A 19,893-nucleotide genomic window follows, 5' to 3' on the forward strand; every position below is an offset into this window, starting at 1 on the left:
TAGACAGCTCCACTTCACAACCGGAGGCCTTCACCTGTCACACAGACTCACCGCCACCGACCGGGACAACCTCCCTGGACATCACATCTAGAGCTGCTTCGCGAAACAGCGTGAGACGACCTCGTTCTCGAACGGAGGGTACGGCGGCGTCGGGTGGTAGCCGTGGTTCGTGTAGAGCGCGATCGCCTCGACCTGCTTGGTGCCGGTCTCCAGCCGGAGGTTGGTGAGGCCAACGGATCGGGCCTGCTCCTCGACAGCCTCCAGCAGCAGCCGCGAGAGCCCCCAGCCGCGCGCGGAAGGGGCGACGTACATCCGTTTGATCTCCCCGAGACCAGGCCCCACGGGTTGCAGGCCGACGCAACCGACCGGTGCCCCGTCGAGTGCGAGCAGCGTGAACGTGATGTCCGGGTGCAGACCTACGAGCGGCTGGTCCTCGCCGTACAGAGCGGCGAGCTCCGTCTGCTGCGCGGTGGTCAGAGCCAGGACGTCCGGGTCTGTCGGCGGCGCGGTGCGCAGTTCCACTCCCTCGATCACCATGCCATCGGACGGTAGCAACTTGGCATGACGCTGCTGTTTCCGTTTCCTCTCCGTGGTCTGATGTGCGAGTGAGGACACTGCAGGAGATCGCCACCGGGGTGCAGGACGGCACGCTTGACCCAGTAGACCTCGTCGAGGAAGTGCTGGCGCGGGCCGCGGACGCCGCCGGCCTGAACGCCGTCGTGCACCTCGACGTGGACGGTGCCCGCAAGGCCGCGGCCACGCACGACCGCACCGGCGCGCTCGCGGGCGTACCCGTGCTGGTGAAGGAGATCATCGAGGTCGAGGGCCTGCCGTACCGGTGTGGGTCCGCGTCGATGAACCGGACCGGTCAGCAGGACGCGGAGGTCGTACGGCGATTGCGCGCGGCCGGGGCGATCGTGATCGGGCTGTCCCACACGCACGAGTTCGCGTACGGCTGCACCGGTACGTCGAACCGCGTCGGCCCGTGCCGCAACCCGCACGACCTGACGCGAATGACCGGCGGCTCGAGCTCCGGCTCAGCCGCCGCAGTCGCCGCCGGCGTGGTCCCCCTCGCGATCGGCACTGACACCGCCGGCTCAGTCCGCATCCCGGCTGCGTTGTGCGGGGTCGTTGGCTTCAAACCGGCCTACGACACCCTGCCCACCGACCGAGTCTTCCCGCTCGCGCAATCCCTCGACCACGTCGGCCTCCTCACCAGAACGGCCACCGACGCGACCTACGCCCTGACCGCCCTGACCAAGCCGTCCACCCGGCCCACGCCGACCGTCCTACACACCCCTCGCTTGGGCGTAGTCACAAACCCGGAGTACCTCCAGCTCAGTCCTGAGGTCAGCAGCGCATGGACAGCTGCAGTACAAGCGTTCGGAGCAGTCGAGGTACAGCTTCCCGACTGGGACCACAGCTTCACCACAGCAGCCAACCTCCAAGGACCCGAAGCATCCGCCAACCACGCCACCCGCGCCCGCGACCGCTACCAACCCGACGTCCAACAGCGTCTACGTGAGGCCGCACAAGTCCAGCCGGCCGACTACGAGCGAGCGAAACAACAAGCAGAGGTCGTCAGAGCCGAGCTGGATGTTGTTCTTGGACAGGTCGACGCTGTGATCACCCCGACCGTCCTCACCACCGCACCACTCATCACCGCAGCCGACACCTCAGACGGCGGCCTGGAAGTACGCAGGCAACTCCTCAACAACACCCGCCTGGCGAACCTCACCCGCCACCCGGCCGTCAGCCTGCCGATCCCGGCTGACGGCCTCCCGGTCGGCCTGCAGGTCATTGCCAAGAGCAACGAACAGGCCGCCGCGATCGCGTGCTGGCTGGAAGCTCAGCGATAGACCCGCACATCCGCGAGGCTCCACCAGTTGCCGGCCCTCCCGGTCTGCGTGATCCGGACGTACCGCGCGTGCACCGGACGGATGTCCACAGTCGTGAGTTGTCCTGTGGACGAACCGGTCGCCACGGTCTTCCACGCCGAGCCGTCGTTGCTCACCGCAACCTCGTACCCGTGCGCGAAGTCCCCGGCGTTCCCACCGCTGTCCAACGCGACCTGCTTGACGGTCTCCGCCTTTCCGAGGTCGAGTTGCACCCACTGACCCGGCGTCTGCGCGGCCTTGCTCTGCCAGACGGTCGAGCCGTCGTGGTCGATCAGCTGGCCCGCGTCGGCGGAGTTGTCGCTTGCCGTCGCGCTACGCGCCGACAGCTCCTGCGGTAGGTCCGCAGGCATCCGCCCCCAGACGAACGTCGTGATCGCGCCACCAGGCACGTCGTACTCGAACGTCTTGTCGCCGACCGCGACCGCGAAGCTCCGCGGATCGTCGTTCTCGTTGTGGACGACGAGCGCAGTCGTACCGTCCGGGTTCCGGAACGCCGCCGACATCAGCTGACCGTTCCACCCGGTCGTCCCGTACGACGTACTCCCGATCCGCACCGCCCCCGGCCGCACGAACTTCGACGGGTGGCCGATCGTGTAGTACTCCGCGTCGGTGGTGACCGTACCGTCCGGCTGCAGCGTGACCAGCCCGGTGCACGTGTCGCAGCCGCCGAGGTGCGGGCCGCCGGTCGAGTCGAGCGCGAGGTTCCAGTTGACGACCGACTTCGCCCAGTTCCGCGTCGTACCGAGCATCAGCGTCCGCGCGTGCCAGGTGAGCGTGCCGCGGAAGATCTGCGGCGGGGTGTCGTTCGGCCCGTGCGAACCGGAGCACTCGGTGAACCAGATCCCCTTCGACGGGAACGCGTTGTGCAGGTCGGTCTGCTTGGACGGATCGCCGGAGTAGCAGTGGTAGGCCGTCCCCGCGATCCACTTCGCCGCCGGCGTCTGCAGCAGCTTGTACGGGTAGTCCGTCTCCGGGTCCTCGCCGGGCGGGGTCGACGCGATGTCGCCGGGATGCGTGGTCCAGTTGTGGTCGTACCCGAGGATCTTGGTCCGCGGGCTGACCTCCTGCAGCAGCGGTCCGAGGGCGGTGACGACCGCTGCCTCCTGCCGGACGGGCATGTCCGTACCGGGATAGGCGCTGGGTTTGCGGTTCTGCGGCTCGTTCTGGATGGACAGGAAGTCGACCGGTACGCCGGCCTTCGTGTACGCCTGCACGAACTTCACCAGGTAGCGCGCGTACGCGTCGTAGACCTTCGGGTCGTCCTTCAGCCGGCCGCCGACGAGCGAGTCGCCGGTCTTCATCCAGGCCGGCGGGCTCCACGGCGTCGCCATCACCTTGAGCTGTGGATCGAGCTGTTTGGCACGGCGGAGCAGCGGGAGCACCTGCTGCTCGTCGTGCGCGATGCTGAAGTGCTCGAGGCCGAAGTCGGTCTGCCCGGCCGGTACGTCGTCGTACGTGTAGTGCGTGCTCGCCGCGGTGAAGTCGGACGAACCGACAGGCTGCCGAAGGAAGCTGACGCCGATGCCCTGCTCCGGGTCGAACAGCTTGCGCATCGTCTGCTCGCGATCGGCCGGGCTGAGCCGGTACAGAACGGCGGCGGACGAGTCGGTGATCGCGGCGCCGAAGCCGTCCATCGTCTGGTACGTCGTCCGCGGGTCGACCGTGATCGTGGTCCGGTCGCTCGCCCCGTCGTGGAACGAGATCGGCGCGCGCTCGTGCAGCAGCTCGGAGCGATCGGGGGTGGTGACCCAGACGCGGACCTGGGTCGTCGGGGGATGGGCCTGGGCAGGACCGGTGAGTGACGCCGCCGCGAGAGCAAGGGCGACGCCGAAGGCTGGTGTTTTCATCGCACTCCTCGGGATGAAACAAACGGCCCCAGGACACGCCGGAGATCGACCACTGTCAAGGCCTGGGAGCGTAGGTCTAGAGTGCTGAGCGTGAAACAAGGCGATGTAACAAATGCCTCGCGCTAGAGCGACGATGCGCGACGTCGCGGCCGCGGCCGGCGTCTCGCTCGCGACCGTGTCCCGGGTGGTCAACCAACTCGATGGCGTGACGCCGGAGACCCGGCGGCTCGTGGAGCAGGCCATCGAGGAGCTCGGGCTGCCCGCGCCGCAACCTCGGGGCGGTACGGCGAAACCGGTCGAGGGCGCCGTCTACGTCCGCTGCCCGTACGTCCTCACCGACTACTTCGGCCTGATCGTGTCGTCGATCGCCGAAACGCTCGAGCAGCACGGCCGGCAGGTCGTCCTGAACGCCGGCGAAGCCGCGGCGCACGATCCCGTACTGACCCGGCTCGGCTCCCGGCGTGGCATCGGCGGCGCGATCCTGATCCTGCCGCCCGAGCCGAGCGAGGATCTCGTTCGGCTGAGCTCGCGCCGATTCCCGTTCGTGGTGGTTGATCCGCGGACGACGCTCCCACGCGACATCCCATCCGTCTCCGCCGCGCACCACTCCGGCGCCCGGCAGGTGACTGCCCACCTGACCGCGCTCGGGCACCGGCGGATCGGCGTGATCGCAGGGCCACGCGAGTGGCTCGCTGCGGACGCCCGCCTCAGCGGCCACTCCGCCGCGCTCGCCGACGCCGGCATCCTCCCCGACCCGTCGCTCGTACGGCACGACCAGCCGACGACCCTGCACGGCTACCGAGCCGCTCGCGAACTCCTCGCCCTCACCCCGCGTCCCACCGCGCTCGTCGCTTTCAACGACAAGGCTGCGATCGGAGCTCTACAAGCTGCTGCCGAAGCCGGGCTCAGCGTCCCCCACGATCTCTCCGTCACCGGCTTCGACGACCTCGACCTGGCCCGCGCCACGACCCCGCAACTCACCACGGTCCGCCAGCCTCTCCAGGAAATGGGCCGCATGGCAGTCAGCCTCCTGACCCGCCTCCTGGACCGCCACCAACTGGAAGCCCTGCACGTGGAACTCGCCACCGAGCTGATCGTCCGCGGCTCGACAGGTGTCCACAACTGAGCGGTAGGCAGTGCGCGAAACGGCTTGGTTGTGGCAAGTTTTGGGCATGAACCTTCGGATCGGCATTGCCGGGATCGCCATCGAGTCCAGCACGTTCTCGCCGCACCGGGCCGGGCTGGCGGACTTCGACGTACGGCGCGGAGACCACCTGCTCGAGCGGTACGACGACTTCCTCGGCAAGGACTGGGCGCAGGGCATCGAGTGGGTGCCGCTGCTGCACGCACGGTCGCTGCCCGGCGGGGCCGTCCAGCCGGAGGTGTACGACGACCTGTCCGCGGAGATCATCACCCGGTTGAAGGACGCCAGTGAGCTGGACGGGTTCTTCTTCGACATCCACGGCGCGATGAGCGTCGTCGGACGGCAGGACGCGGAGGCCGAGCTCGCCACGCGGATCCGAGACGTGCTCGGTCCCGACGTACTCATGTCCGCCTCGATGGACCTGCACGGGAACGTGTCGCGGGAGCTCGGGACGGCGGTCGATCTGATCACCTGCTACCGGATGGCCCCGCACGAGGACGCACTCGAGAGCCGCGAGCGGGCCCTGCGGAACCTGGTCGAGCGGCTGCGGTCCGGCCTCGGCAAGCCGGGCAAGGCGTGGACCCAGGTGCCGGTGCTGCTGCCGGGGGAGAAGACATCGACGCGGCTCGAGCCCGCCAAGTCGATCTATCAGCGGGTGGCCGAGATCGCGGACGAGCCGGGCGTGCTGGATGCGGCTGTCTGGGTCGGGTACGCGTGGGCGGACGAGCCACGGTGCCGGGCTGCCGTTGTGGTGACCGGGGACGACACCGAGTTGATCACCGCGCGGGCGGAGGAGTTGGCGAAGGCCTACTGGGATGCGCGCGACGGGTTCGAGTTCGTGGCTCCGACTGGGACGTTGGCGGAGTGTGTGGCGGCCGGTCTCGCGAGTACTGCGCGGCCGTTCCTGATCAGCGACTCCGGCGACAACCCGACCGCGGGCGGCGCCGGGGACGTCTCGTGGACCCTCGGCGAACTGTTGAAGGTCGCGGACCTGACGTCCGGCGCGGCCACCGCTATCCACGCCAGCATCACCGACCCGGACGCCGTGGCCGCCTGCGTCGCGGCCGGCGTGGGCAACCCGGTCGAGGTCACTGCCGGCGGCAAGGTCGACCCGGGCCCGTCCGGTCCCGTTGCGCTGTCCGGCACCGTCTTCTCGATCTCCGAGGACCCGGTCGGCGGCACGGTCGCCGTCGTCAAGGCCGGCGGTCTGCACTCGATCCTCACCACCCGCCGCAAGCCGTACCACCACCTGGCCGACTTCACGCTCCTCGGTTTGGACCCCGCGAAGACCGACCTGGTGATCGTGAAGATCGGCTACCTCGAACCCGAGCTCTACACCCTCGCCGCCGACTGGCTGCTGGCGCTGACCCCCGGCGGCGTAGACCAAGATCTCCTTCGCCTGGGACACCACGGTGTCGTCCGCCCCCTCTACCCCTTCGACCCCGAGATGGACACCCCGGACCTGACACCCGAACTCCTACCGTAGGTACCCGGATGCCGCCGGTGGCCGCCCGCTGAGGTTGCCCTGAGCATCTGTTCGACCTCTTGCTGAGGCGTAGGGCCCGGTGTAGCTTCATGACGCCTCGTGATCGTGGTGCTGGGGGTAGCGCTTACGTGGTGACGCTGATCGCTACGGAGCGTTGCCGGGGGTGGGGACCCGACGCCGGTGACGTTCCAGGCGGGGGACCCATGGATCGTCGATGTGTGTCAGGTGTGGCGCGTGCGCCGCCGTGGTTCGGCGTGCCTGACGGCTGATCTCCGACTCGCCCGTTCCCGGGGATTCGCCTGCTGACGTCCTGTGTGACCGCAGGGCGATGCCGCGTCCCCACTGTTGGGGCAGCGCCCGGACACGGCTGTGATACCGCAGTTCCGTGCTCCACATCGGAAGGGCACAAGCGTGACTTCGCGAAGCACGTCGCAGACGCTCCGGCGTCTCCGGCGACCCCTGATATTCGCGTCCACCGCGACGCTGCTGCTGGCCATGGTGCCGGCGGCCGACGCCAACCTGGCGGGCAGTACTTTCGAAGGCAACGACGGCAACATGGTCGTCAACACCACCGGCAACAAGGACTGGGTATCGAGCACCATCAACCGCGTCCGCGGTGACGACCTGGCCAGCGGCTCGACCGACAACTCGTTCGGTCAGGGCACCAAGGAAGACGACCCGGCCGTCACTGTGGTCACCGGGTCCATTCCGCCGCAGAAGAGCGACCTGACCCGCTTCTACGTCGGCAACGAGGTCGTCGGTTCCAACACGTTCCTCTACCTGGCATGGGAGCGCTCGAACGTCCTCGGCTCCGCCAACATGGACTTCGAGATCAACAAGCTGGCGCAGCCGAACCTGACCACGACCGGCCCGAAGACGCTCAACCGGAGCGCCGGCGACCTGCTGATCACGTTCGACTTCACCAACGGTGGCGGCAACCCGGTACTCGGCCTGCTCAAGTGGACGACCACGGGCTCGACCAGCCAGTGCTTCTCGGCGAACGCCTTGCCGTGCTGGGGCCAGCATGTCGACCTGAGCGCCGCCGGCTTTGCCGAAGGTGCGGTCAACACCGGCACCATCTCAGAGGCGGTCGCGGGCGGATCTCTCGCCGCACTGGAGTTCGGCGAGGCTGCGATCAACATGACCGCGGCCGGCATCTTCCCGGCGGGTCAGTGCACCGCGTTCGGCAGTGCGTTCCTGAAGAGCCGTTCGTCGGCGTCGTTCCCGGCCGAGGTCAAGGACTTCGTCGCACCGCAGCCGGTCAACATCTCCAACTGCGGCAAGATCATCATCCGGAAGGTGACCGAGAACGGTGACGCCAGCTTCGGGTACACGACCACCGGTGGACTGAGCCCGGCGACGTTCTCACTGTCGAACGGGCAGTCGGAGACCTACAGCAGCGCGACACAGGTCCAGCCTGGCAATTACAGCGTCACCGAGTCGACCTTGCCGGCCGGCTGGACGCTCAAGAGTTTGGTGTGCACGGTGTCGGGGACCGGAACCAGTGGCACGCCAAGCGGTGCCACGGTCAGCATCACCATGGCGTCCGGCGGTCTGGTCGACTGTACGTACACCAACCACGCCAACAACCACCCGACGATCGCGACAACCCTGTCGGCAAGCACGATTGTCGTCGGCGGCACCGTCCATGACTCGGCAGCGTTGACCGGAGCAACAGCGAACGCCGGTGGAACGGTGACGTACACCGTCTATACCGACACCGCATGCTCGGCCGGCGCGCAGGCGGCCGGAACGGTGACGGTGACGAACGGCGCCGTACCCGACTCCAACGCGATCACGTTCAACTCGACCGGTGACTTCTACTGGCAGGCCGTGTACAGCGGTGACGGCAACAACGACGGCGCGACCAGCCCCTGCACGAGTGAGCACCTGGTCGTAGGCAAGAAGTCGCCGACGATCGCCACCACGCTGTCCGCGACGACCATCGAGGCCGGCGGGGCCGTGCACGACTCGGCGACGTTGTCGAACGCGACCGCGACTGCCGGTGGAACGGTGACCTACACCGTCTACACCGACACCGCGTGCTCGGCCGGCGCGCAGGCGGCCGGAACGGTGACCGTGACGAACGGCGCCGTACCCGACTCGAACGCGATCACCTTCAACACTGCAGGTGACTTCTACTGGCAGGCCGTCTACAGCGGCGACGCCAACAACAACGGAGCGACGAGTGCCTGCACGAGTGAGCACCTTGTCGTGACGAAGGCAAGCCCGGCGATCACCACGGCGCCGAACCTGCTGCCCAACGACGACGCCACGATCAGCGGCGGAAAGTCTGCGACCGGCACTGTCACGTTCAGCCTGTTCGCTCCCGCTGACGCCACGTGCGCCGGCGCCCCTGCGTACACCCAGACCGTGACTGTGAGCGGCAACGGCACGTACAGCACGTCCAACACGTCGTTCATCGCGAGCACCCTTGGTACCTGGCGTTGGCAGGTCACCTACAGCGGCGACGCGAACAACAACCCGACCAGTTCGGCCTGCGGTGTGGAGCGGTTCACGCTCGCCAACGGCTGACCCGAAGGACCGGGGCCGGCCTGACGGGTCGGCCCCGGTCTACAACTTCCGCAGCAGCTGCAGGGCCTCGATCGCGTGCTCGACGAGGTGCTCGGGAGAGTACGGGCGGTCCTCTTCGAGCAGGCCGGACCATTCGATGGCCAGGTCCTCGGTGTACGAGAGCCAGGCGTGGACGCGGAGGTACTCCGCCGACTTCGGGTCGTCGGCCACCTCGGGTACGCCGAGGTACGTGAGGACCCGCTTGGTCAGGCCCGCGCGGGTCTCGTCGTACACCTCGACGGCGAAGTCGTCGCCGCCGGCCGCGCCGCGGACGAACGAGATGTACGCCGTCCGCCGGCGCGTGATGAACGCGACGAACTGGACCAGCATCTCGCGGAGCTGTTGCTCCGGCGAGAGCGACTCGTCCGGCTTGGTGACGCGGAGCAGCCGGCGGCCGGCCGCGGCGATCACCGCGACGTAGTAGTCCCGCTTGCTCGGGAAGTAGTGGAACAGCAACCCGCGGGAGATCCCTGCCTCGGCGGCGATCGCGTCGACGGACAGCTCGTGGATCGGTTTGTCGCGAAGCATCATCAGGCCGATCTTGACCAGTTGCTTCTTGCGGTCGTCCGCTGTCAGACGGTGTTCCATCTATTGAGCATTGCTTAGAGCCTGAGCTACGGTCAAGCCGAGGAGAGGAGTCTTGATGGGGTTCGAACCTTCGGCCCGGGCGCAAGCGCTGATCGGACGCGTGGACAGCTTCCTGCGCACCGAGATCGAGCCGGTCGAGGCCGAGTTGCACCAGGCGATTCGCGCGGCCGGTGATCCCTGGCAGCCGCAACCGATCGTCAAGGAGCTGCAGGCGAAGGCGCGCGAGGCCGGCCTGTGGAACCTCTTCCTGCCACTGGCGGAGCCTGGCAACGAGCAGTACGGCGAAGGCCTGAGCAACCTCGACTACGCCCCGATCGCGGAGCTCACCGGCCGGTCGTTCATCGCGCCGTACATCTTCAACTGCAACGCGCCGGACACCGGCAACATGGAGGTTCTGCTCCGGTACGGCAACGACGAGCAGAAGAAGCGCTGGCTGGAACCGTTGCTGGACGGCACGATCCGGTCCGCGTTCTGCATGACCGAGCCGGACGTCGCGTCCTCGGACGCCACCAACATGCAGGCGACCGCGATCCTCGACGGCGACGACGTCGTACTGAACGGCCGCAAGTGGTGGAGCACCGGCGTCGGCCACCCGGACTGCGAGCTGCTCATCTTCATGGGGCTCACCGACCCGGACGCCCATCGGTACGCGCGGCACACGATGGTCCTCGTACCGCGCGACACCCCGGGCGTGAAGGTCGAGCGTCTGCTGCCGGCGATGAGCCGGTACGACGAGCCGCACGGCCACGGCGAGGTGTCCTTCACCGAGGTACGGGTTCCGGCCGCGAACATCCTGGTCGGACCGGGCAAGGCGTTCGAGATCGCCCAGGGCCGGCTCGGTCCGGGCCGGGTGCACCACTGCATGCGGCTGGTCGGTCTTGCCGAGAAGGCGCTCGAGCTGGCGCTGCAGCGCGGTACCAGCCGGACCGCGTTCGGCAAGCCGCTCGTCAATCTCGGCGGCAACCGTGAGCGGATCGCGGACGCGCGGATCGCGATCAACCAGGCACGGTTGCTCGTACTGCAGACGGCGTACCTGCTGGACACCCAAGGCTTGGCCGGTGCGTTGAGCGAGGTCAGTCAGATCAAGGTCGCCGTACCGCGGATGGCGCAGGACGTCATCGACATGGCGATCCAGCTGCACGGCGGTGGCGGGCTGTCCGACGACTTCCCGCTCGCGGCCGCATGGACGAGTGCCCGCGCGTTGCGGCTGGCCGACGGGCCGGACGAGGTGCATCGTGGGGTGATCGCCAGGATCGAGCTGGCGTCGTACCTCTCCGCCGTTCAGGAGGCCAAGTGAGTCGTGTCCTCGTCACCGGCGCCGCAAGCGGTCTCGGCGCGGCGCTGGTCGCCCGGTTCGTTGCCGACGGCCATCAAGTGCTCAGTACCGACGTGGCTGACGAAGGGGGTCCTTCGTACCTGAAGCTCGACGTCCGGAGCCCGGCGGACTGGGACGCGGCGGTCGCGTGGTGCCAGGACAACTGGGGCGGCCTGGACATCCTGGTGAACAACGCCGGGATCGCGACCGGCGGCCGGATCGACGTCGAGACGCTCGACGAGTGGGACCGGGTCGTCGACATCAACCTGATGGGCGTGGTCCGCGGGTGCCGGGCGTTCGTGCCGATGTTCAAGCGGCAGCGGTCCGGGTACATCGTGAACACCGCGTCGGCGGCCGGGCTGGTGCATCCGCCGATGATGAGTTCGTACAACACGGTGAAGGCCGGGGTGGTCGCGTTGTCCGAAACGCTGTCGCACGAGCTGCATCCGTACGGCGTCAGCGTTTCCGTGGTCTGCCCGTCGTTCTTCCGCACCAACCTGGCCGATTCGATCCGCGGCGCCGACAGTGCGATGGGTGCGACCGCACGGCAGCTGATCGAGAAGTCGCCACGCACTGCCGACGACATCGCCGCGGCGGTCGTTGCCGGGATCAACAAGAAGCGGCACCTGATCATCCCGGACCGGCCGGCCCGGGTCGCGTACTGGACGAAGCGGCTGGCCCGGCCGCTGTACAACAGTCAGATGCGCAGGATCGCGGAGCGGGCGCGGCAGCGGTCCGAGGCCAAGGATGGCTGATGGCGCGCGGGCCGTCCGCGAAGAGGACGCCTTCGACGTACCCGCGGTGGATGCTTGGCTGCGGCAACAGACCGCGGTACCGGACGGTCTGCCGGAGGTTCGACAGTTCTCCGGCGGCGCGTCGAATCTCACGTATCTGTTGAGTTATTCCGGGCACGACCTGATATTGCGCCGTCCGCCGGCTGGTACGAAGGCGAAGAGCGCGCACGACATGGGCCGCGAGTTCCGCATCCAGAAAGGGCTCAAACCGGTCTTCCGGTACGTCCCCGAGATGGTTGCCTATTGCAACGACGAGTCCGTGATCGGTTCCGAGTTCTACGTGATGGAGCGGGTCGCCGGGACGATCCCCGGGCACCATTCGCTCGGCGCCGACCTGACGGCGGCGCAGACGAGGCAGCTCGGGTTCACGTTGATCGACACGCTCGCGGAGCTGCACGCGGTCGATCCCGCGGCCACCGGTCTGCAGGATCTCGGGCGCGGCGCCGGGTACGTCGGACGCCAGGTCAGCGGCTGGTCCGAGCGGTACCGCAAGGCGAAGACGTGGAACGTACCGAGCTACGAACGCGTAATGGCCTGGCTCGCGTCGAACCAGCCTGTGGATGTCCGGACCTGTGTTATCCACAACGACTTCCGGCTCGACAACGTCGTACTCGATCCGGACGATCCGCTGCGCGTGGTCGGCGTACTGGACTGGGAGCTCGCCACACTGGGCGATCCGTTGATGGATCTCGGCAGCGCGCTCGCGTACTGGGTACAGGCCGACGACGACTGGGCGTTCCGCCGGTTCCGCCTGCAGCCGTCCGACGTACCGGGCATGCTCACGCGGGACGAGATCGTGCAGTACTACGTGAAGCAGTCCGGACTGCCTGTGGACAACTGGGCGTTCTACGAGGTGTTCGGGCTGTTCCGGCTCGCGGTGATCGCGCAGCAGATCTACTACCGCTACCACCACAAGCAGACCCGGAACCCGCGGTTCAAGAACTTCTGGCTTCCGGTGAACCTGCTCGAGCGGCGTTGCCGCAGGATCATCCGGCAGGCGTGAGTGGGTGCCATCTACCTGATCCGGCACGCCCAGGCGTCGTTCGGTGCGCACGACTACGACAAGCTGTCGCCGCTGGGTGAGGAGCAGGCTGCGCGGCTGGCTGGGGTTTTGGCGGACGTTAAGCCGGGGCTGGTGGTTTCGGGTTCGATGCGTCGGCATCAGCAGACGGCGTCGCTCGCCGGGTTCACGGCGGAAGTGGATGCGGGGTACGACGAGTTCGATCATCAGGAGGTGCTCGTCGCCTACAAGCCGTCGTACAAGCTTCACGCGGTGATGGTGGCTGATCTTGCGCGTACTGGGAACCCGCGGCGGGCGTTCCAGGACGTGTTCAGCGCCGCGACGCAGCGGTGGATCGACGGCGGCGACGGGTACTCCGAGACGTTCCAGGCGTTCTGCGACAGGTCGGAGGCAGCGGTACGACGTACTGCCGAGCGACTCGGGAAGAGCGAGACTGCGCTCGTGTTCACGTCCGGTGGTCCGATCGCGGCCGTGGTGGGACGGCTGCTGTCCGGCGGCGACGGGCTGTGGACGAAGCTGAACCCGGTGACGATCAACACGGCGATCACGAAGGTCGTGTCCGGGCGGGCCGGGCTGACTGTGGTGAGCTACAACGAGCACGTCCACCTCGGTGCCGACCTGCTCACCTATAGATAGGACACCCGATGCGACGGAACATCCTGATCACCGGTGCCAGTTCGGGCCTCGGTGCGGAGATGGCGCGGCAGTTCGCGGCGAACGGGCACAACCTGGCGCTGACGGCCCGGCGTACCGAACGACTGGAAGCGCTCCGGAACGAGCTGGCCGAGCGTCATCCACAGCTTTCGGTGGTTGTCCACAGTCTGGATGTGACCGATCACGACCAGGTGTTCAAGGTGTTCCGCGCGATCGACGCGGAGCTGCCGCTGGACCGGATCGTGGTGAACGCCGGTCTCGGGAAGGGCGCGCCGCTCGGGAGCGGGCAGTTCGAGGCGAACCGGGACACCGCTTTGACGAACTTCGTCGGCGCGCTCGCGCAGGTCGAGGCGGCGCTGGAGCTGTTCCGGGCGCGGAACGCCGGGCACCTCGTGCTGATCGCGTCGATCTCCGCGCTGCGCGGGTTCCCGAAGACCGTCACGACGTACGCCGCGACGAAAGCCGGCCTGGCGTCGATCGGTGAAGGTCTGCGGCTCGAGCTGATGGCCAAGCCGATCAAGGTCAGCACTATCTACCCCGGGTACATCCGGTCGGAGATGAACGAGCACGTACCGAAGGCGCCGTTCATGGTCGACACCGAGCCGGGCGTGCGGGCGATGGTCGCCGCGATCGAGGCGGAGAAGGCGAAGGCGTACGTTCCGGCGCGGCCGTGGTGGCCGCTCGCCCAGGTGCTGCGGGTGGCGCCGCTGCCGTTGCTGAAGAGGATGATCTGAATGCGTTGGGGGCTGACCGTTCCGCTGACCGGCGTACCGCTGCGTGAGCACCGTGCGCTGATCTCGGAGCTGTACTCGTTGGGGTACACCGATCTGTGGTCGGCCGAGGTGGCCGGCGCGGATGCGTTCACGCCGCTGGTGCTCGCGTCCGAATGGGACTCGTCCTTGCGGTTGGGGACGGCCGTGGTGCCGGTGCACACCCGCGGGCCGGCCGCGCTCGCGATGAGTGCGGCGGCGTTGGCGGATCTTGCCCCCGGACGGTTCGTCCTCGGGATCGGGGCGTCGTCCGAGACGATCGTGACCGGGTGGAACGGGATCGCGTACGACCCACCGCTCGCGCGGACCCGCGACGTACTGCGGTTCCTGCGGCAGGCGTTCGCGGGGGAGCGGGTGGACGGGAAGTTCGACAGCTTCACGATCCAGCGGTTCCGGCTGGAGAAGGCGCCCGACGTACCGCCGTCGATCATGCTCGCCGCACTCCGACCACAGATGTTGCGGCTCGCCGCACGCGAGGCCGACGGCGCGATCACCAACTGGTTGTCGGCGGACGACGTACGGCAGGTCCGCGCCGAACTCGGCCCCGGCAAGGAACTCGCCGCCCGCATCTTCGTCTGCGTCACCGAAGACGCGGAGATGGCCCGCAACATCGGCCGCTACCTCATCGCCACCTACCTGACCGTCCCCGGCTACGCCGCCTTCCACGACTGGCTGGGCCGAGCTTCCGTGATGAAACCCATGCGCGACGCCTGGTCGACCGGCGACCGCAACGCCGCCATGGCCGCCATCCCCGAGTCCCTGGTAGACGACCTGATCGTCCACGGCACCCCCGCCCAATGCCGAACCCAAATCAACCGCTACGTCGAGAACGGCCTGGACACCCCCATAATCGCCACCCTCCCCACCGCCACCAGCCTCGTAGAAGCCGCCCGAGCTCTAGCCCCCAACCAGCCCACGTAAAAGGACACCGCTTCGCGGCGGCTGTCTTGTGGCGCCTTCGGCGCGCCCGGGGAGGTGGTGCGGGACGGAGGTACTCGCGGGGGACGGCTGTACTACCGGGATTGCCGCGGCGGCTCGGCTCGAGGTGATGCGTGAGAGTCCGCCCGCGGCCGGCTGCGCGGACCGATTGGGGGTGGCGTGTTCACCGTGTACGCTGTGTACACCAGCTGGAAGGGGTGCGATGGGTTCGCAGGTTGAGTATCGGAGTGTTCGGGATGCCCGGGAGCACTTCAAAGACATCTTGGATGCGGCTGAGGATGGACGGCCGGCGACCGTGACGCGGGATACGCGGCGGGTGGCGGCGGTGGACGCGGATCGATTGGTGCATTTTCTGACCAGCGTGCATCCATCGGGTGCGCTCGTCGTTGCCGAGAACGACGGCTGGTCGATCATGATCCCGGGGCTTCCGGTCGCCGCGGATGGAGGGACGCTCGACCAGGCGGCGGAGGAGATGGTTGACGCGCTCCGTGCGTACGCCGACGAATGGGTCGACCACCTGCGGCTGGCACCCAACCACGCAGATAACTGGGGGCTCGTCCAGATCGTCGCGTTGTCGTCGGACGAGCAGCTCCATGCGTGGCTGCTGGCCTGAGGACGCATCGTGAGTGAGCATCGCCGTCCGGCCACCCGCACAGATCACCAGAGCTTTTGCCTCGTCGAAGGTTGGACCGAACGCCGGCGCGCGACCGGTAGACGAGGAACCCACCACGTCAACTACGAACTGCCGCTGCCGGACGGACGCATCCTGTACACACGGATCAGCCACCCCGTCGACCGCACCGACTACGGTCCTTCGATCTGGGCACACATCTTGCGCGACCAGCTCGCGGTGTCCGCTGACGAGTTCTGGGCGTGTGTCGAGGACAAGGTGGTCCCGGATCGGCAAGCGCCGGCGGCTCCAGTTGAAGCCATACCTGCTGGACTTGTCCGGGCTCTGGTTGTCGATGCACGTATCCCGGAGGCCGAGGTACGCGCGATGACCAAAGCGGAAGTGGTCCAACGGCTGGCTGACTTCTACACGAACGGCACGTAGTTCAGCCGGGCACGGGTACGCACGGGCTGGGTGTGGCAGCGGGGTCAGGTCAGGCGGTGGGCTTGGAGCCAGGTGGTTGCGCGGCGGGGGGAGGCTCGGGAGAGCCAGGCGTCTTGGATGATCTCGGTCAGTTCTTGTTTGGTCAGGGCGCCTAGGTCGCGGGCTCGGATGAGGACGGAGGGGTGGCCGTCGAAGTGGGGCGTGGTGAAGAACGGGGTCGAGTCGCCGTTGACCAGGGCCAGCTTTTCGGCTTCGGATTCGACCCAGATCATGATCACGTCGTCGTACTTCTCGCCGGTGGCGGGATCTACCGCGTCGGGGCGTGGGGTGCGGAAGAAGACGAAGGACTTGCCGCCGACCTGGTACACGGGGCGGTCGGTGCCGTCGTCGCGTTCCCACTTGGTGACGTGGGGCATGCCGGCGGCGATCTCGTGGACGTCCGCCAGGCGGGCCTTGCGGGGTGCCATGGTCAGTGCTGCAGCGACGTCAGGCGAACGCAGAGTGGGCGGGACGGGACGTCCATGATGTCGACGGTACCGCTCAGCGGGGCGGAGCCGTTCGTCGTGCCGGAGAACGGGACCGAGATCCGCGGGTAGTAGCTCGGTACCGAGACGCCTGGTCCGGTGACTGCCAGCTTGGTGGGTGCGTCGACCATCACGATGAGTTGGCCGGTCAGCAGTTTCCTGCTCTCCTCGCAGCCGAGCGCGGTGGCGTGCGCCTGGTCGTTCGCGTTCAAGTACGCGATGAACCTGGTCGCGAGTGTCCTGGCCTCCGCGAGGCGTGGGGTGGCGGTTGCCGGTGTGGTCGGTGGCGGGACCTGACTCGGGCCGGCGCTCGGTTCCGAGGTGGCGGTGGGTGGGAGCGGGGCGGTCGACGGTTGGGTTGGTCCGCCCGCGTCGTCGCTGCTGGAGCGGGTAGCGAGCAGCACGCCGACGCCGAGCAGGGCCAGCAGGACCAGTACGACGACGACGCCGAGCGCGACGAACAACGGCGCGCGCCGCGGCCCACGACCTCCGTACCGCGGCCCGCCGCCGGGCGGGTACCCCGGCCCGCCGGGCGGGTACCCCGGCCCGTATCCAGGTCCAGCCGCCGGCCCGCCGTACGGCGCCTGACCCGGTCCTCCGTACGGAGGTTGCGCGGGACCGTTGCCGTAGGCGGGCTGTTGTTGCCGGCCGTTGTTCGGAGGGCCGTACGGACCGGGGGCGTTGGGGGGCTGCGTCACCCGGACAGTGTGGCAGCGGAAGGGAGCCAAATCGTGAACGTGGAACCCGATCCGGGACGGCTGGTCACGGTGATCCGGCCTTGGTGGGCTTCGACGAGGTGCTTGGTGATGGCGAGTCCGAGGCCGCTGCCGCCGGTCGTACGGGTGCGGGAGACGTCGGCGCGGTAGAAGCGGTCGAACAGGTGCGGGAGGTGCTCGGGCGCGATCCCGGTGCCGTTGTCGGTGACGCTGAGGTTGTAGCCGTTGTCCACAGGCCGTACGCCGACCACCACGCGGCCGCCGGTCGGTGTGTACCTGATCGCGTTCGACACGAGGTTTCCGAGAGCCTGACGAATGCGGGCGCTGTCGACAACGGCTGGTGCGGGCCCGGACGTTGTGGACGTGAGGGTGACGGAGGCTGCCTCGGCGGTGGGTTGGTGGGCCAGTACGACTTGTTGGGCCAGCTCGGTCAGGTCACGGGGAGCGGGGTGCAGACGCAGCATGCCGGCGTCGGCCAGGGCCAGGTCCTGGAGGTCTGCGACGAGGTGCTCCAGCAAGCCTGTCTCCTCCAGCAGAGAGGTGACGAGGGCACCGTCGAGGGGGACGACGCCGTCCTCGGACGCCACCAGGTAGCCCTTGATGTTGGCTAGTGGGGTCCGCAGCTCGTGCGCCACGTCGCTCACCATCGCCTTGCGCTGGAAGTCGTGCCGCTGGATCGCCTCCGCCATGTCGTTGAAAGCGTGGCCGAGCCGCGCCACCTCGTCCTTTCCGCTGACCGGGACCCGGGCCGCGTGGTCGCCGTTCCGCATCCGTTGCGCCGCTCCGGTCAGCGCGACGATTGGCCGCACCAACCGTCGCCCCGCGAAGATCATCACCAGCGCCGCGATCAGCACCACGCCGAGCGCGGTCGCCGCCGTACGGGCCAGTCCCTCGCCCGAGAACACGTTGAACGTACTCTTCGCCCCGAGGTACAGCTTCGCCGGCGGAGCGACGTACGGCGTCAGCGCCTGCACGTGGGCCTGGGTCACGCAGTTCACGAACGTGTCGTCGAGGTCGGCCTTCGCGATCGGCTCGACGGATCGCAGACCGAAGTAGTCGTTGATCTTGTACCCGATCCCGGCGGCGTCGAGGCAGGCGGTGGAGCGCCGTACCTCGTCGTCGTTGACGATCTTCGCCTTCGCACTCGGCGCGTTCAGCCCGGGCGGCAGGCACTCGTCCTCGCCGGGTGTGCTCGCGTTCACCCGCATCCCGGCCACCGACTGCGTCGACTGGATCATCACCTGTGGAACCGTTCCGGCGCCGTCAGCCACACTCGCCGCCTTGCCCTTGGCGGTCAGGCAACCCACCGCCTGCTTCGCGAGCTGGTTCCGCTGCTTCAGCTCGTCGTCGGTCAAGCCCCAGTCGGGATACGCGCTGAACGGCGGCCCGATCGAAGCCGTCGCGGCGAAACCGCCCGTGATGGTCACCGGCTTGCGGGCCTGCAATACGGTCGTCCCGCTGAGCTTGCCGATCCCGCTGCCGCGTGCGTCGATGGTTGCTGCAGGCACCGATGGGAGTTCGGGGGCGGCGCCGAGCATCCGGGCCGAGTCCGCGATCACCGTCCCGTCCTCGGTGGTCACCGCGATCCGCCGGCCGAGTCGATTCGCGAGGTCGTGCACCACCTTGTCCACTCCCGACCACGTGGGATGGTCGGCCGCGTACTTCGACAGCTCGCCGTAGATCTCGCCGTCGACCTGCAGCTGACCGGTGTTCGCGTCGATCTCACCCTGCAGCTTCTCCGAGGTGCTGTACGTCGCGATCAACGCGGTCGCGATCACCGCGCCGAGCGCGACCGCGAGCGACAGCCCGAGGAAACGAACTAGCACGCTATGCCGCATGTGCCGCCTCCACCAGCTTGTACCCGACGCCGTACACGGTCTTCAGGTACGTCGGTACGCCCGGCGACGGCTCGATCTTCTTCCGCAGGTTCATCACGTGCACGTCGACGGTCCGGTCGAACACGTAGTGGTCGAAGCCGAACGCGTGCTCGAGCAGCTGTTGCCGCGAGAACGCCCGCCCCGGCGAGGCGGCCAGGCAGGCGAGGATCTTGAACTCGGCCGGCGTCAGGTCGATCGGCCGGCCCGCCAGCCGTACCTCGTGCCGCGACGGGTCGATCTCCAGCTCGCCGACCCGGTACACCTCGCCCTCGGACCGGATCCGCGTACGGCGCAGCACGGTCCGGACCCGGGCGACCAGCTCGCGCGGGTTGTACGGCTTGGTCAGGTAGTCGTCGGCGCCGAGGTCGAGCCCGAGCAGCAGGTCGTCCTCGGTGGAACGGGCCGTCAGCATGATGATCGGTACGTCCCCGTCCGCGCGCAGCACCCGGCAGACGTCGAGACCGTCGACCTTCGGCATCATCACGTCGAGCACCAGCAGGTCGGGGCTGCGCCGACGGGCCTCGTCGATCGCCTCCCGCCCGTCGTGCACGACGACGGTCAGGTGCCCTTCCCGTTCGAGGTACCGCCGGATCAGCTCCGCCTGCTTGAGATCGTCTTCGGCGACCAGAATCCGCGCTGGCATACCGACAATGTCCCTGAGGTTGATGAGAATCCGATGAAGATCGGCTGAG

At 68.1% G+C, this 19,893-nt stretch carries 19 protein-coding genes; 12 read left to right on the forward strand and 7 right to left on the reverse strand.

The genetic code is table 11. The features are described from left to right. Nucleotides 1-87 precede the first annotated feature (87 nt). A complete protein-coding gene (locus tag ACZ5BU_RS32470; RefSeq protein ID WP_465704270.1) occupies nucleotides 88-537 on the reverse strand; it encodes a GNAT family N-acetyltransferase in 450 nt (149 codons plus the stop codon). Between the two features lie 68 nt (nucleotides 538-605). Between ACZ5BU_RS32470 and ACZ5BU_RS32475 the strand changes: the two genes are divergently transcribed. Further along, entirely contained in the window at nucleotides 606-1,859 is a 1,254-nt protein-coding gene (locus ACZ5BU_RS32475) for an amidase (RefSeq protein ID WP_465704271.1), read from the forward strand. Here the strand turns inward: ACZ5BU_RS32475 and ACZ5BU_RS32480 are convergent. After that, nucleotides 1,850-3,745: a discoidin domain-containing protein gene (locus ACZ5BU_RS32480; RefSeq protein ID WP_465704272.1), complete on the reverse strand. Its 1,896-nt coding sequence runs from the start codon at nucleotides 3,743-3,745 to the stop codon at nucleotides 1,850-1,852. The two genes, ACZ5BU_RS32475 and ACZ5BU_RS32480, sit on opposite strands and share 10 nt — an antisense overlap. A gap of 112 nt (nucleotides 3,746-3,857) precedes the next feature. Here ACZ5BU_RS32480 and ACZ5BU_RS32485 point away from each other — a divergent pair, with 112 nt between their 5' ends. From ACZ5BU_RS32485 to ACZ5BU_RS32495, 3 genes are all read left to right on the forward strand, one after another. Beyond that, on the forward strand, nucleotides 3,858-4,871 hold the full coding sequence (locus ACZ5BU_RS32485; RefSeq protein WP_465704273.1) for a LacI family DNA-binding transcriptional regulator: 1,014 nt from the start codon (nucleotides 3,858-3,860) through the stop codon (nucleotides 4,869-4,871). Nucleotides 4,872-4,917: 46 nt separating this feature from the next. Next, nucleotides 4,918-6,375 carry a M81 family metallopeptidase gene (locus tag ACZ5BU_RS32490; protein WP_465704274.1) on the forward strand — a complete coding sequence of 486 codons (1,458 nt, stop codon included), beginning with the start codon at nucleotides 4,918-4,920 and terminating at the stop codon, nucleotides 6,373-6,375. Between the two features lie 411 nt (nucleotides 6,376-6,786). Continuing rightward, complete coding sequence (locus ACZ5BU_RS32495; protein ID WP_465704275.1) at nucleotides 6,787-8,910, forward strand: prealbumin-like fold domain-containing protein; 2,124 nt, start codon at nucleotides 6,787-6,789, stop codon at nucleotides 8,908-8,910. Between the two features lie 39 nt (nucleotides 8,911-8,949). On the opposite strand, the gene ACZ5BU_RS32500 is transcribed toward ACZ5BU_RS32495, so the two are convergent. Then, a complete protein-coding gene (locus tag ACZ5BU_RS32500; RefSeq protein ID WP_465704276.1) occupies nucleotides 8,950-9,537 on the reverse strand; it encodes a TetR/AcrR family transcriptional regulator in 588 nt (195 codons plus the stop codon). Nucleotides 9,538-9,592: 55 nt separating this feature from the next. Here ACZ5BU_RS32500 and ACZ5BU_RS32505 point away from each other — a divergent pair, with 55 nt between their 5' ends. From ACZ5BU_RS32505 to ACZ5BU_RS32540, 8 genes are all read left to right on the forward strand, one after another. Next, a complete protein-coding gene (locus ACZ5BU_RS32505) occupies nucleotides 9,593-10,834 on the forward strand; it encodes an acyl-CoA dehydrogenase family protein (protein WP_465704277.1) in 1,242 nt (413 codons plus the stop codon). Then, nucleotides 10,831-11,607 (forward strand): SDR family NAD(P)-dependent oxidoreductase, encoded by a 777-nt coding sequence (locus ACZ5BU_RS32510; protein ID WP_465704278.1) that lies wholly within the window; start codon nucleotides 10,831-10,833, stop codon nucleotides 11,605-11,607. The genes ACZ5BU_RS32505 and ACZ5BU_RS32510 overlap by 4 nt, the downstream gene beginning before the upstream one ends. After that, entirely contained in the window at nucleotides 11,600-12,649 is a 1,050-nt protein-coding gene (locus tag ACZ5BU_RS32515; RefSeq protein ID WP_465704279.1) for a phosphotransferase family protein, read from the forward strand. Before ACZ5BU_RS32510 ends, ACZ5BU_RS32515 begins: the two co-directional genes overlap by 8 nt. After that, complete coding sequence (locus ACZ5BU_RS32520; RefSeq protein WP_465704280.1) at nucleotides 12,650-13,303, forward strand: histidine phosphatase family protein; 654 nt, start codon at nucleotides 12,650-12,652, stop codon at nucleotides 13,301-13,303. Between the two features lie 8 nt (nucleotides 13,304-13,311). Beyond that, nucleotides 13,312-14,055, forward strand: a complete 744-nt coding sequence (locus ACZ5BU_RS32525; RefSeq protein WP_465704281.1) for an SDR family oxidoreductase — start codon at nucleotides 13,312-13,314, stop codon at nucleotides 14,053-14,055. Then, nucleotides 14,056-15,012 (forward strand): LLM class F420-dependent oxidoreductase, encoded by a 957-nt coding sequence (locus ACZ5BU_RS32530; protein WP_465704282.1) that lies wholly within the window; start codon nucleotides 14,056-14,058, stop codon nucleotides 15,010-15,012. Nucleotides 15,013-15,232: 220 nt separating this feature from the next. Next, nucleotides 15,233-15,643 (forward strand): type II toxin-antitoxin system prevent-host-death family antitoxin, encoded by a 411-nt coding sequence (locus tag ACZ5BU_RS32535; protein WP_465704283.1) that lies wholly within the window; start codon nucleotides 15,233-15,235, stop codon nucleotides 15,641-15,643. A 9-nt stretch (nucleotides 15,644-15,652) separates the two neighbouring features. Next, the gene (locus ACZ5BU_RS32540; RefSeq protein ID WP_465704284.1) at nucleotides 15,653-16,084 is read left to right on the forward strand and encodes a hypothetical protein; all 432 of its coding nucleotides are present in this window, start codon (nucleotides 15,653-15,655) and stop codon (nucleotides 16,082-16,084) included. 44 nt (nucleotides 16,085-16,128) lie between these two features. Here ACZ5BU_RS32540 and ACZ5BU_RS32545 read toward each other — a convergent pair whose 3' ends face one another. The 4 genes from ACZ5BU_RS32545 to ACZ5BU_RS32560 are packed head-to-tail and all read right to left on the reverse strand — an operon-like array spanning nucleotide 16,129 to nucleotide 19,844. Then, nucleotides 16,129-16,551: an MmcQ/YjbR family DNA-binding protein gene (locus tag ACZ5BU_RS32545; RefSeq protein WP_465704285.1), complete on the reverse strand. Its 423-nt coding sequence runs from the start codon at nucleotides 16,549-16,551 to the stop codon at nucleotides 16,129-16,131. Nucleotides 16,552-16,553: 2 nt separating this feature from the next. Continuing rightward, entirely contained in the window at nucleotides 16,554-17,306 is a 753-nt protein-coding gene (locus ACZ5BU_RS32550) for a hypothetical protein (RefSeq protein WP_465704286.1), read from the reverse strand. Continuing rightward, entirely contained in the window at nucleotides 17,303-19,162 is a 1,860-nt protein-coding gene (locus ACZ5BU_RS32555) for a sensor histidine kinase (RefSeq protein WP_465704287.1), read from the reverse strand. The genes ACZ5BU_RS32550 and ACZ5BU_RS32555 overlap by 4 nt, the downstream gene beginning before the upstream one ends. Further along, nucleotides 19,152-19,844, reverse strand: coding sequence for a response regulator transcription factor (locus ACZ5BU_RS32560; protein WP_465704288.1), 693 nt, complete (start codon nucleotides 19,842-19,844; stop codon nucleotides 19,152-19,154). Before ACZ5BU_RS32560 ends, ACZ5BU_RS32555 begins: the two co-directional genes overlap by 11 nt. Between the last annotated feature and the right edge of the window lie 49 nt (nucleotides 19,845-19,893).

Source organism: Kribbella sp. NPDC031520, assembly GCF_055580825.1.

Coding starts and splice junctions, on each gene's coding strand:
- ACZ5BU_RS32485 (WP_465704273.1), top strand. CDS start 3,858: ATGCCTCGCGCTAGAGCGACGATGCGCGACGTCGCGGCCGCGGCCGGC.
- ACZ5BU_RS32515 (WP_465704279.1), top strand. CDS start 11,600: ATGGCTGATGGCGCGCGGGCCGTCCGCGAAGAGGACGCCTTCGACGTA.
- ACZ5BU_RS32490 (WP_465704274.1), top strand. CDS start 4,918: ATGAACCTTCGGATCGGCATTGCCGGGATCGCCATCGAGTCCAGCACG.
- ACZ5BU_RS32525 (WP_465704281.1), top strand. CDS start 13,312: ATGCGACGGAACATCCTGATCACCGGTGCCAGTTCGGGCCTCGGTGCG.
- ACZ5BU_RS32560 (WP_465704288.1), bottom strand. CDS start 19,844: ATGCCAGCGCGGATTCTGGTCGCCGAAGACGATCTCAAGCAGGCGGAG.
- ACZ5BU_RS32545 (WP_465704285.1), bottom strand. CDS start 16,551: ATGGCACCCCGCAAGGCCCGCCTGGCGGACGTCCACGAGATCGCCGCC.
- ACZ5BU_RS32555 (WP_465704287.1), bottom strand. CDS start 19,162: ATGCGGCATAGCGTGCTAGTTCGTTTCCTCGGGCTGTCGCTCGCGGTC.
- ACZ5BU_RS32480 (WP_465704272.1), bottom strand. CDS start 3,745: ATGAAAACACCAGCCTTCGGCGTCGCCCTTGCTCTCGCGGCGGCGTCA.
- ACZ5BU_RS32530 (WP_465704282.1), top strand. CDS start 14,056: ATGCGTTGGGGGCTGACCGTTCCGCTGACCGGCGTACCGCTGCGTGAG.
- ACZ5BU_RS32470 (WP_465704270.1), bottom strand. CDS start 537: ATGGTGATCGAGGGAGTGGAACTGCGCACCGCGCCGCCGACAGACCCG.
- ACZ5BU_RS32505 (WP_465704277.1), top strand. CDS start 9,593: ATGGGGTTCGAACCTTCGGCCCGGGCGCAAGCGCTGATCGGACGCGTG.
- ACZ5BU_RS32535 (WP_465704283.1), top strand. CDS start 15,233: ATGGGTTCGCAGGTTGAGTATCGGAGTGTTCGGGATGCCCGGGAGCAC.
- ACZ5BU_RS32500 (WP_465704276.1), bottom strand. CDS start 9,537: ATGGAACACCGTCTGACAGCGGACGACCGCAAGAAGCAACTGGTCAAG.